Genomic DNA, 12,081 nt, shown 5'->3' with positions numbered 1-12,081 from the left:
CTAGATTTAAAGGCCTTAACCATGATAGCAAAAAGTCAGACGCTGTGCAACCGGTTTTTTTAATCGACACGAAAGATCTTTATTTGAATTGAAGTTTGCGTCCTATCCAACGACATAATCCTCACCCTCATCATCGTCGTCGTCCATGGCGCGCAGGCGGCGATATCGCTGTATCGGGAAGACGAAGATTACGATTACGAGGAGCGCCGCCATAACGTACCAGCCGATATCGCGGAGCTGCATTACCCAGATGCTTACGCGTTGCCCCCGGGCGTAATCGGTCCAGGCGGCGTTGAGCCCATCCTCGCTTACGCCGAGCGATTCGAGCAGCGCGTCGTTGAAGCTCGCGCCCGTCTGAAGCCTGCCTACCGCTTCGTAGAGCTTATCTCTGCCGAATTTGTCGACCATGAAATTTACCTTTAGATAGCCGTCGGCATACTCGCGCCTGGTCGCCGGGCCGTCGTCTACGCCCGCCCCCCGCTCTATAAAGTCGGGGATATCACGGGCGAGCGCGTATTTCTCCAGCTCCGCGGCTTCAGCTCCGGGTTGAGACTCGTAGAGGGCCAACCCCTCGATGAACCACTGCGGCACCGTCTCTATCCTGGCGACATTTCGCATGAAGACGATGTGGTTTATCTCATGGGTTAGCGTTATGGTCGAGTTCCCCGCCCCCTGAAGAATCGCTATAAGGCTGCGGGCGGGTGACGCATAGCCCGCCGCCTCGGTCGATGGGCTACCTTTTAGAAACGCTGAGCGGCTCGTAAATATATAGAGATTAATCTTTTGCCGGTTCGAATCTCTGTACCTGACCGACATGCCGTTATATGCGGCCTCGGCGATGCGGCCGATTTCCTCGACGTCCGCCCTCTCGGAGGCGTAAATAGTGAAGTGCTCGGTCTCGTGTGTCTTCCAATCGGGCTCGGCTTCGATCGCGACCGCCACACCGATCGATAGCGCGCAGATAATCGAGGCCATGATTATGATCTTTGAAATATATTTTTCCATGATAATCTAAGGGTATCAGGTTCATCGACCCTTGTCTCTATGCCGCGTGCCCGCGCGGGACGCGTCGCAGGCTTAGCCGACTCTTCGCTAAGGGTGTTCTATACCGCGTGCCTGCGCGGGACGCTCGACTGCGCACCTATGAGAGACGCTCCGGCGTTTCTCCATGCCGCGCCCGGTTGCGCAACCGAGACGCTCGCGCAACCGTAGTAGCCGTAGTAGCCGTAACAACGTCCCCTGCTTCTTGACCCTCTCCGTACCCTTCGGTACACTTAATCAGGAAAAGGCGCCAATAGCAGCGGCACGGGAGCGGGTGTGAAACTCAAAAAACTAAGTTATTCAGCGATTTCAACATATCAGAAATGCCCGCTCTCCTATAAATATCTATACGTCGATAGGCTCCCGACCAAACCCTCGCACTACTTGAGTTTCGGCAACAGCATTCACTCGGCGCTCGAGTTTTTTTACCGGGTAGATAAAGATAAGCCCGAGCCCTACAGCCTCGAAGAATTGCTCGGTAAACTCGACCGGGTGTGGCTGACGGAGGGGTACGAAAGTGCGGCTCTGGAGCAGGAATACAAAGACAAAGGCCGGATGATTCTCTCGCGATTTTACAGCGACAACCTCCCCTCTTTTGCGGTGCCGCTCGCGATTGAAGAGCGATTTTATCTCGACTTCGACGGTGTCAAGCTTAGCGGCGTCATCGACCGCGTCGACCGCCTCTCCAATGGCGACATCGAGATAATCGATTACAAGACAAACGCCAAGCTGCCGCCGAAGACGAAGCTCCATTCCGACCTGCAGCTCCCCATCTATCACATGGCGGCAGAGGCGCTCTACGGGGTGGCCCCCAAGAAACTCACCCTCTATTTTTTAGTGCCGAACGAAAAGGTCAGCACGAGAAAGACGAAGACCGATATTACAAAAGCCCAGGCTACGATACACACGGTTGCCGAAAACATCCGTGACGAAAAATTCGCGCCATTCAAAAACCCGCTCTGCGCATGGTGCGATTTCATCGAGATTTGCCCGCTCCACGCTAACGACCCCGTCATCCTGGCAAAAGCGGCCAAGAACGGCAAGATTTCGGGGAACAAAACCGCTGTGACCGCTACCACCAAAACACCTGAGCGGGAGGCATCGAAAAGTGTGAGCGCGACGGAAGCGCTCAAGAAGGGCGCGACGGAGATCGAAAAGGTCGTCGACGACTATTTCGAGCTGGTCGAGCAGATCGACACCGGTCGCGCGAGACTCGCCGAGCTGCAACAGGTCATTCATAATTACTGCGAAACGAACGGCGTGACGTCGATAAAGGGAGAGCGCGGCGGCCTCGGCCGCCGCGCTCGGCGCACCGTCCACTACAACGTCGATAAACTACGCGCGCTTCTCGAGCCGCGCGGTCTCTGGGATAACGTCATCGACGTCAACAGCCGCCTCCTAAAAGAGCTACTCGACGACCCCGCCTCCCAGGATGAGCTACGCAAACTAATCGGCGCCGCCAAAGAGGTCGAAGAGGTAAGCTATGTTCTATATAGAAAGGATGAGTTGGCCGCGGAATAAGGCAACAGCCAATCACTCGATGTCACCTTTAGCCTTAGATTGTTAATCCCTTTTACAGCACACCCCTAAAGCAATACCCGATAAGTTTATAGATGAGTTTTGCGGCCAGGAAATCGGGGGCCGGGTTGCCGGGCATCGGGCAGAGTTCGACGACATCGAAACCGACGACCTTCTTATGGAGAGTTACTTCGCGGAGTATGTCCAAGACCTCATACCAACGCAAGCCGCCGGGCTCGGGCGTGCCGACCGCCGGGACCTCGGACGGGTCGAAGACATCCATATCGATGGTTATGTATACCGTATCGGTTAACGCGCCGACGATGTCCTCGATGGAATAATAGCCGAGACGGTGCTGTCTCGCGGTCACCGAGAAAATATCATTGCTCTTTATGAACTTGGCCTCTTCTTTGCTGGTGTTTCTCACCCCGACCTGGGCGATTTTTATCCCCTCGTCGTGGATGCGCCTCATAACGCAAGCATGCGAATAATGCGTCCCCTCGTATTCCTCGCGCAAATCGGCGTGGGCGTCGAGCTGGAGCACACTGACATCCGGGTGATAATCTTTGACGGCTTGTACGGCTCCGAGCGAGAGCGAGTGCTCACCGCCGACCATGACCGGAAATTTACCCGCGCCAAGCACGTCGCCGAATACGCTCTTGACGACCTCGGTCTGATACTTGGGACCCGCCATATTCGGCATAATTTCACCGAAGGTATGGATTCCGATTTTGTCGCAAATCTCGGTCTCAAGCTCGTCGTCGTAGAGTTCCACTTGACGAGAAGCATTGATTATCGCCAGCGGAGCCTCGCGGGTGCCGCCCCTGAAAGAGGTCGTCGAATCGTAAGGAAACGGTAGAACGACGACCTTGGACTCCTCAAAGGAGCCGCGCTCGGAAATTCCTAAGAAATTAAAGGGTATCAATGTATACATCCGCACCTCCGCGCCGCCGGCTCAATCCGCCCAGCCACTAAACCTTATAACCATTATACCTCTGTTCGCAAGCCCTTCTACCCCTAACGCCATGCGCACCAATAAAAAGTCTCCCCGCCCCACAAAGGCGGAGAGATTATTCGAGTAACATAGAGTCCCCTTGTCTCGGGTTGGACTTATTAGAAGCGTGGAACGTGCCTCGCCACGACGTCCTTTTCTTCTATATTGAGCTGCCTGCATATCGACCGGAGAATCCTCTCGCAGCTGGTAGCTCCGCATGTAAACACATCGAGGGCCATCTTGCCGTCATCGGCATAAGTGTGAACCGAGACATGGCTCTCATCGAGCATCACAAACGCGGTGCATCCGGGCGAAGAATTATGGCCAAAATGATACCTCGACTGATTAATAATATTTGCGCCGACCTCATTCGCCGCGTTAACGATTGTCTCCAGAAGTTTCTTGTCGTCAACCAAAACGTCAAACGCCTGGTTGTGGATGTCCACAATCAAATGGTTACCTTTGTTCATTTCTCAATCCTCTCTTGGTCTATTTCAACCCAACTAAAGTTTCCAAATACCCAGAAATCCTTATTGGACTGCTAACACGTGGTCAAACTACGTTGCAATCCGATGCGAAGTCTATATGCGGCTGCATAATACGCGTATTCGACCGCGTCACAGCCATTCCGCGCCTTATAATACAAGCAACCGCTTAGACCACCCCATTTCGGATTGGAATAAACACTGCGCCGCACTTCGTTGTTATTTCCGGAAACGACAACACCAGCCATGCCGGTATGCTCCGCTCTCATCTCATCTCCTCGCAACATCGAGAACTTCCATTGATTGAACGAGATTACGGCTTTTAGCGAAAGCCTCTCTATTACACGGTCTGGCTGGTCCATACTGTTCGCTTTATGCCAATCCAAAGGCTGGATAGGATTTTAAACAGAGCCGGTTTTTCCAACAGACCTCCCCATAAGCTACGATAGATCATCTTAACTATTGAAAGTCAACCAGATTATAATAACGCTAAAATGCCCAATACTCAATAATTTTTTTGTGATTTCGGCGACCAAGTCGACAATCTGATTTTAGGCTGGTTATGAGACGGAAGAACCAGGCGTGGCTAGACTAGCACGTCGTCTGCTTAAAATTAAAATAGGCGCGGCGCAGGTTGTCTAGGATGAGCTGTAGCTCGGGCGGGATAGCATCCTCGAAATATAGAGGCTCCTCCGTCCTGGGGTGCGCCAGTTCGAGCTTGTACGCATGGAGAAACTGCCTCATAAGCCCCAAATCCCTTTTTGCGCGACCCGACCCGTAGAGCGGGTCGCCGACTACCGGGTGGTTGATGTGCTTCATATGGACGCGGATTTGATGCGTGCGACCGGTCTCGAGTTCTACTTCGACCAAGCTGTAGTCATTACCGAAAGACTCTAAGACCCTATAGTGACTGACGGCGTCGCGGCTCGCCACACCGGCTACGGACATCTTTTGCCTGAACTTCGGGCTCCGTCCTATCGGCGCGTCGACAGTGCCCTCGGTCTCTTTGAAGACGCCGTGAACCAAAGTCAGATAGGTGCGTTTTATTTTGCGTCTTTTAAGCTCATTACTTAACGCCTGGTGAGAAATATCGTTTTTGGCGACTATCATGAGGCCGGAGGTCTCTTTGTCCAGGCGGTGTACGATTCCGGGCCTTACCACTCCGCCTATTCCCGACAGGCCGGTGGCGTGCGCGAGCAGCGCATTAACCAGCGTCCCACCGGCATGACCATGCGCCGGGTGAACGACCATCCCGGCTGATTTCGACAGGATTATCAAATCACCGTCTTCAAATTTTATAGACAGAGGTATCGCTTCGGGTATGACCTCGGAAGGTGTAGGGGGCGGAATCTCCACGTCAACGGTTTGTGTCGCCCTTAACCGGTAGTCCTTGCCCACCTCTTCGCCATCGACTCGCACCCGGTCATTTTCGATAAGATTCTGGGCAAAACTCCGCGAGGGAATATCTTTGTGTTTCGTGAGATACGCGTCGATTCTCACACCGGCATCCTCGCTCCCGACTACCATGGAGAACTCAATAACTCCGCTCTCTTCGATAAACATCGCGCTAGCCTTCCCGCCTGGCCGCGAGATTCGCCGGCCTGAGATAGTAGAGGAATATCACCGTAAGCCCTGCCGCCAACATGAACGCGCTAAAGAGCTGTGAGGCACTTAAGCCGAGGATGACATCGGGGTTGGCCCTGAAGAATTCGACGATGAAACGGAACAATCCGTAAAGTGTTATGTAGAGCCAAAACAGCAAACCGTCGCTCTTTACTTTTTTGCGGCTAAACCACAAAACCCCCAGAATCAAAATGTTATAGCCGAACTCGTAGAGCTGCGTCGGATGAAGCGGTACGCCGAGCGGCTGCGCGGCCGATAACGGGTTACTAAAGGTAACCGCCCACGGAAAGTTTGTCGCCTGTCCATAGCAACAGCCATTCGCAAAACATCCCAAACGCCCGACCGCCGACCCAATGGCAAGACATGGCGCTACGATATCGGCGACTTTCCCAACGGGCATCTTTTTCAACTGGACCAAGCCGAGAACGGCTAAGGTTCCTCCGATAAGCCCTCCGTAAAAGACAAGGCCTCCCTGCCAAATGGCAAATATTTGAGCCGGGTTTGCCCCAAAATCATGCCAGTTGTCGATAATATAGACCAACCTGGCGCCGCCGATTCCGCCGACCATCGCAAATAAGACGATGTCGAAAGCGAAGTCGGGATTGAAACCCTTGCGTTTGGATTCGCGTATGATGATGAAGAGACTTATTAAGAAAGCGAGCGCGATTGCGACGCCATAAGTGTAGACCGTAATAGGGCCTATCTGAAAGAGTACCGGTAACAACTGAGTGATCATCCTTTGACGGTCAGCGCCTGCTTCGCGTTCTTTGACGCTAAATCACGCCGGCTTCTGAACCGCATATATTCTTAATTATCATCCTACTACGATTGGGCGCTCAAGGCTAGGGTCGGCTCGTGTCGGCTCGCTCTTCTTTGGCCAGACCCAAAACGATAACCCCCAGAAAGACGGCGCCTACGACAATCGCGGAATCCGCGACGTTAAAAACCGGCCAAAAACGAAAATCGACAAAGTCCGTGACTGCGCCGACGGCTATTCTGTCGATTAGATTACCGATAGCGCCGCCCATGACCAGCCCAAGAAAGAGATTGATGGCGCGATTGTTTTTAGCGAGCGTTCGCTTGAAATAAATTATAAGACTGATTACCACCGCGGCCGCGACAAAAAAGAGCACCCGGTGGTTTTGGAGAATCCCGAACGCCGCCCCTGAGTTTGCGATATGCGTCAAGTAGACGAAACCGGGAATCAAAGGTAGCGATTCGCCGATTGGCACGGCACTACGAACGATAGCTTTTGTAATTTGATCGATTACGACTATCGACATTGCGACTATATAAAACAAGCCACTACCCCAGCAAGCGTGAATATTCTTTGCAACAAGCTCTTTTACCCGCTCTTCTCTTCCTTTATCTTGTCTTCCATGCATAAATCCGCGTATGGTAAGGCCTCAAGCCTCTCCATTTCGATAGGCCGTCCACAAACCAAGCAAATCCCGAAGGAGCCGTCCTCGATTCGCGATAAAGCCCCATCGACCCTGGAAAGCATATCTCGTGAGTTAATAGAGAGCGATAAATCGCTTTCCCTGGCAAATGTCGATGTCGCCGAATCGGCCATGTGACTTTCGAATTCGTTCTCACCGCTCCACTCGCTTTGCGTCTGCTCCATGGTGCTTTCCACATACGCGATTTCGTCGACCAGCCGGTCTCTTTCCTTCAGAAGCCGCTCCTTGAATCCGGCCAACTCTCGGTCTTCCATGGGACTTCCTCCCTTAATCATACTCCTTAGCGGCGACAAATAGTTGCTTTTACATAAATTGTACCCTTTGCCGCTTAAGAAGTATCGAGATCGGCTAGGCTCCTGTTAGGACCCCGGCGCATCGAGCGCAAAGCCCTCTGTGCTCGTCATTCTCGCCGACGGTATCCTCGTATCGCCAGCAACGCTCACATTTCGAGCCCTTCGCCGGCTGAACCCTGATAGCCAAAGCCTCGATTGCGTCGCTCTTAAAGACCTCCGAGGGCGCCGCTTCAAATCTATCGACCTCGACGCTCGATACTATGAACAGCTGCGCGAGTTGAGACTCGTACTGCCCCAACAGCTCCTTGGTCGCGCCGTCGACATACAGCTCCACTCCGGCCTCTAGGGAGTTGCCGATTAGTTTTGCATTGCGCGCCTCCTCGAGAGCTTTGGATGCCTCGGCGCGAATCTTAAGTATCTTGTCCCAACGAGCCACAAGTTCGGCGTCTAGATAGTCGTCGTTGAGCGCGGGCCATCCGCTTAAGTGGACACTTCCGGTCTTGCGAACCGCTTCCGGTAAGTACGACCAAACCTCTTCGCAAGTGAATGCGAGTACCGGAGCGAGCATTCCCGTATACACCCGCAACATCTCAAAAAGAACCGTCTGTGCCGCGCGGCGCTCTCTGGAGCCCGCCGCCGACGCGTACAACCTGTCTTTAAGAATATCGAGGTAGAGCGAGCTCAACTCGTTCGTGAAAAAATTATATACCGCATGATACATGCCGTGGAACCGATAGCTCTCATAAGAAGCCGTCACCGTCTTTAGTAGCTGCGTCATCTGGTGGAGCGCCCATTTATCCAACTCCTCCAGCTCTTCATATGCGACCGCGTCCGTCCGCGGATTATAATCAAAGAGATTTCCTATCATAAACCTGAAAGTATTTCTTATCCTGCGGTACGCGTCGCCGACATGTTTCAAGATATCCGGCGATATGGCGACGTCGACCGTATAATCGCTCGAAGCGACCCATAGGCGCAGAATATCCGCGCCGGATTTCCCTATAACATCGAGCGGGTTAACGACGTTTCCCAAAGACTTCGACATCTTTCTGCCGTCTTTATCGACGACAAAGCCGTGCGTCAAGACCGCATCGTAAGGCGCGCGATGGTAGACACCGACCGAGGTCATCAATGACGACTGGAACCAGCCCCTGTGCTGGTCGCTCCCCTCTACATATATATCCGCGGGCCATTTGAGTTCTTCGCGGGTCTTTAAAACGCCCTCATGGCTGACGCCCGACTCGAACCAGACATCGAGGATATCGGTCTCTTTGACCAATTTCTTACCCGAGCACTTCGGGCAGGCATAACCTTGCGGCAGAATCTCTTCCGCGCTCTTGTCGAACCACGCGTCGGCCCCATCTTTCATGAAAAGATCGAATACCGACTTAATCGTCTCCTCTGTGACCACGTCTTCCCGGCAATCGCCGCAGTAAAACACCGGTATCGGAACGCCCCAGGAACGCTGCCTCGAGATACACCAGTCCGGACGCCCCTCCACCATACTGTTTATGCGGCGAATGCTCCATTCCGGTATCCAGCGAACCTCGCCGATTGATTTGAGCGCTTCTTTTCTCAAGTCGTCGATGTCCATCGAAATAAACCACTGCTCGGTAGCGCGAAAAACGACGGGGTTCTTACACCGCCAGCAGCAGGGATACGAGTGGGTGATCTCGGTATCGTACGGCAACAGATTTTTCTCTTTCAAATACTCGATAATCGCTTTGTTGGCTTTTATGATATACATGCCGGCAAACCGACCCGCCTCTTTGGTAAAGTGGCCGGCGGCGTCGACCGGCATCGGCGCCGGCAAATCGTATTTCAGCCCGGTCAGGTAATCCTCCTGGCCGTGACCGGGTGCGGTATGGACCGCGCCGGTGCCGGTATCCAAGCCGACATACTCGGCGAGGACGACGACCGATTCCTTCTCGGAAAAGAGCGGGTGCTCACACTTGAGAAACTCCATGTCGGCGCCTTTAAATTTGGCGACAACCTCATAATCGGCGATTCCCGTCTCCGTCGCCACGACTTCGAGCCTCGCCGCCGCGAATATTAGGATTTCTCCCGCCGCCCTTATAGCGACGTAGTCGGCTTCCGGGTGGACGGCGACCGCGACATTAGCCGGAAGGGTCCAGGGCGTCGTGGTCCAGATGACGATAAACTTCGGCTCTTTAAAAGTCTTGACCGGCTCGAACTCACTCTTTAGGGGGAATTTCACATAGATAGATGGCGAGACCTCGTCTCTGTACTCTATCTCCGCCTCCGCAAGCGCCGTCTGGTCCTTGACGCACCAGTGGATAGGCTTGCGGCGCTTGTAGACGAGGCCGCGCTTGTAGAGTTCACCAAAGGTCTTTACATTGGTCGCTTCGTATTCGTGCTTCAGTGTGAGATAGGGGTCGAACCAGTCGCCGCTCACACCGAGCCGCATGAATTGTTCGCGCTGGATATCGACGTACCTCATAGCATAATCCCGGCAGAGCTTGCGGAATTCGACCTGCGAAATCGTTTTCGCTCGCTCGCCGAGTTGTTTTTCGACATTATGTTCGATCGGCTGCCCGTGGCAGTCCCAACCTGGGACATAAGGGCTGTCGAAACCCGCCATCGTCTTATATTTGACTATTATGTCCTTGAGAATTTTGTTCATCGCCGTTCCGGCATGGATGTCGCCGTTGGCGTACGGCGGGCCGTCGTGGAGTATGAATTTCGGCTTGCCTTTCGAAACTGAACGAATCGCCTTATACAAATCGATATCCGCCCAGAACTTGAGCATTTCGGGCTCGCGTTGAGGTAAATCGGCCTTCATTGGAAATTCCGTTCGCGGCAAATTCAACGTTGTCTTATAGTCCTGTTTCGCCTGCTCGTTCATTACGCCTTATCACCTCTGTGTAATAGTTCCCAACTGCCGGCGGTCTGACGCTTAGACATGGTCGTCAGTTATCATTCGTCAGCGCCCTCGTATATAAAAAAGCCCTCACTCGCTCAACAAGGACGAGGAGGACTCGCGAGCTCGGAGGTGATTTTCTTCGATTATGTCTATTTGTCCAGTACTGCCGAGAGTACCCACAGACGCACGTCTCTAACATCGAGCGCGTTTACAAACTCTTCTACCTGCTGATGCAATATCGATTCCGGGTCGTATATGTAGACCGCTTCGACGCCTTCGTCCTCTTTGAGCAAGAAACCTTTTTCCGTAAGCTCCGTCACCGCGATTTCTATGTCCGATTCGCGCCGCCCTAAGTGCGTTGCCAAATCGGTTATCCTATCTCTTACGCCGGGATTCTGATGATAGAAGACAATGATGGCCCAAGAGGCAAGTGAATCGACATACCTGCCTACAAACAATTTCAGATTTTCATCAATTGTGATATTCATTACTTGTTGCCACCAATGGACTCCATTCGTTTTTCGCTAAGAACTAACCGCTCTCTCCAAAGCAGCCTCGACCATCCCAGGAGTCGCATCCTTAATATAGATTCTCTTGCGCCGACTTTTCTCCCCTGATTTTACCGTAAAAAGCTTCTTCGGGAAACCCAGTAGCGCCGATAAAAACTCGATGCATTCGTCATTAGCGCGCCCCTCCAGCGGGGGCGCCTTTACTGAGATCTTAATGTTATCTCCATATATACCGACGATTTTCGTCCTTGCCGCTCGCGGTTGCAGCCATATGTTGAGAATAATGCCGTCACCGTGCGTGCTTAAATACATACGATTATCAGCCTAGAACGCCATAGAATCTCTCGGCTTGCCAAAGTCTTCGAAATCATCGTCGTTCTTCTTATTCGGCATCTCTTTTTTTGAAGCGTCTCTCACGTCACCGTAGGTAGCCATGAAATCGTCCGGTACAAATGTCTCGGCGATGAAACTACCCGGTAAAAAATCATCGGCGCTCTCTTCGACTATGATATCGTTCCGTTCTTCTTCGATTTTCGCAAGGGTGATTCTGGGTTTTTCCACTTCGGCTAAGCCGTGTTTCTCCATCTCGACGAAACTCGGCCTTTCCTCAAATGCCCGCGACCTCTCGTTGAGACCGGGTATATCCGTGCCGATTTCAGCCAGCGCGGCGGTACTGTCGGCGATTCTCATATATGATTCGAGCATCGATTTGAATTTATTACGAAAATCTTCCTCGGCTTGCTTCAAATGATTCAAAGTAGCCTCATATTTGCGCTTCATATCGTAGGCTTCTTGAATGACCTCTTTGGCTTTTAGCTCTGAATCCCGCAGAACTAGTTCCGCCTCTTTCTTAGCGTGAACAGTGACGTCCTCGGCTGATTTTTGCGCCGTCACCAGAGTGTTTTGGAGGGTCTTCTCCATACCCTGATAGTTATCCAGATCCTGTTTTACCTTCTCTAACTGCTCTTTTAGCTCGATACTTTCCTTGAACACTCTTTCGAACTCTTCCGCGACTTCATCTAAAAACTTGTCTACCTGTTCTTCATTATAGCCGCGTATTGCCCTGTGAAATTCCTTGTGATGAATGTCTAATGGTGTCAATTTCATCTGCGAATCCTCCTTTGATTAAGGAATGACGAGTCTCAGTACGGATACTACAACAGCTTGAACGACTTGCAGGAGTATTATTGCGATTATGGGCGCTAAATCGAGTCCGACACCTCCAATCATGACCGGCGGGATTATATTTCTTACGAGCCGTAAAATCGGCTCGG

14 protein-coding genes are annotated in these 12,081 nt (G+C 52.4%); 1 reads left to right on the top strand and 13 read right to left on the bottom strand.

The window, feature by feature from the left end:
- Positions 1–102: 102 nt before the first annotated feature.
- Entirely contained in the window at positions 103–1,005 is a 903-nt protein-coding gene (locus KGZ93_11060) for a hypothetical protein (GenBank protein ID MBS3910139.1), read from the bottom strand.
- Between the two features lie 312 nt (positions 1,006–1,317).
- Between KGZ93_11060 and KGZ93_11055 the strand changes: the two genes are divergently transcribed.
- Positions 1,318–2,562 carry a PD-(D/E)XK nuclease family protein gene (locus KGZ93_11055; GenBank protein MBS3910138.1) on the top strand — a complete coding sequence of 415 codons (1,245 nt, stop codon included), beginning with the start codon at positions 1,318–1,320 and terminating at the stop codon, positions 2,560–2,562.
- 52 nt (positions 2,563–2,614) lie between these two features.
- Here KGZ93_11055 and speB read toward each other — a convergent pair whose 3' ends face one another.
- From speB to KGZ93_10995, 12 genes are all read right to left on the bottom strand, one after another.
- Positions 2,615–3,493, bottom strand: a complete 879-nt coding sequence (gene speB, locus KGZ93_11050; GenBank protein MBS3910137.1) for an agmatinase — start codon at positions 3,491–3,493, stop codon at positions 2,615–2,617.
- Positions 3,494–3,672: 179 nt separating this feature from the next.
- Positions 3,673–4,023, bottom strand: a complete 351-nt coding sequence (gene speD, locus KGZ93_11045) for an adenosylmethionine decarboxylase (protein MBS3910136.1) — start codon at positions 4,021–4,023, stop codon at positions 3,673–3,675.
- A 71-nt stretch (positions 4,024–4,094) separates the two neighbouring features.
- Positions 4,095–4,400 (bottom strand): hypothetical protein, encoded by a 306-nt coding sequence (locus tag KGZ93_11040; protein MBS3910135.1) that lies wholly within the window; start codon positions 4,398–4,400, stop codon positions 4,095–4,097.
- Positions 4,401–4,629: 229 nt separating this feature from the next.
- Positions 4,630–5,601, bottom strand: coding sequence for an RluA family pseudouridine synthase (locus KGZ93_11035; GenBank protein ID MBS3910134.1), 972 nt, complete (start codon positions 5,599–5,601; stop codon positions 4,630–4,632).
- A 4-nt stretch (positions 5,602–5,605) separates the two neighbouring features.
- Positions 5,606–6,385: a prolipoprotein diacylglyceryl transferase gene (gene lgt / locus KGZ93_11030; protein MBS3910133.1), complete on the bottom strand. Its 780-nt coding sequence runs from the start codon at positions 6,383–6,385 to the stop codon at positions 5,606–5,608.
- A gap of 118 nt (positions 6,386–6,503) precedes the next feature.
- Positions 6,504–7,046: a signal peptidase II gene (gene lspA / locus KGZ93_11025; GenBank protein ID MBS3910132.1), complete on the bottom strand. Its 543-nt coding sequence runs from the start codon at positions 7,044–7,046 to the stop codon at positions 6,504–6,506.
- The gene (locus KGZ93_11020) at positions 7,007–7,375 is read right to left on the bottom strand and encodes a TraR/DksA C4-type zinc finger protein (protein ID MBS3910131.1); all 369 of its coding nucleotides are present in this window, start codon (positions 7,373–7,375) and stop codon (positions 7,007–7,009) included. Before KGZ93_11020 ends, lspA begins: the two co-directional genes overlap by 40 nt.
- A 94-nt stretch (positions 7,376–7,469) precedes the next feature.
- Positions 7,470–10,280, bottom strand: coding sequence for an isoleucine--tRNA ligase (gene ileS, locus KGZ93_11015; protein MBS3910130.1), 2,811 nt, complete (start codon positions 10,278–10,280; stop codon positions 7,470–7,472).
- Positions 10,281–10,447: 167 nt separating this feature from the next.
- On the bottom strand, positions 10,448–10,786 hold the full coding sequence (locus KGZ93_11010; protein MBS3910129.1) for a hypothetical protein: 339 nt from the start codon (positions 10,784–10,786) through the stop codon (positions 10,448–10,450).
- Positions 10,787–10,822: 36 nt separating this feature from the next.
- The gene (locus KGZ93_11005; GenBank protein MBS3910128.1) at positions 10,823–11,119 is read right to left on the bottom strand and encodes a YggU family protein; all 297 of its coding nucleotides are present in this window, start codon (positions 11,117–11,119) and stop codon (positions 10,823–10,825) included.
- Positions 11,120–11,131: 12 nt separating this feature from the next.
- A complete protein-coding gene (locus KGZ93_11000; GenBank protein ID MBS3910127.1) occupies positions 11,132–11,914 on the bottom strand; it encodes a DivIVA domain-containing protein in 783 nt (260 codons plus the stop codon).
- Between the two features lie 18 nt (positions 11,915–11,932).
- Positions 11,933–12,081 (bottom strand): YggT family protein (locus tag KGZ93_10995; protein ID MBS3910126.1); only part of this gene is annotated, 149 nt, incomplete at its 5' end.

This window comes from Actinomycetota bacterium (assembly GCA_018333515.1).
Classification (GTDB): Bacteria; Actinomycetota; Aquicultoria; order Aquicultorales; family Aquicultoraceae; genus Aquicultor.
This window is presented reverse-complemented; position numbering and strand designations above follow the sequence as displayed.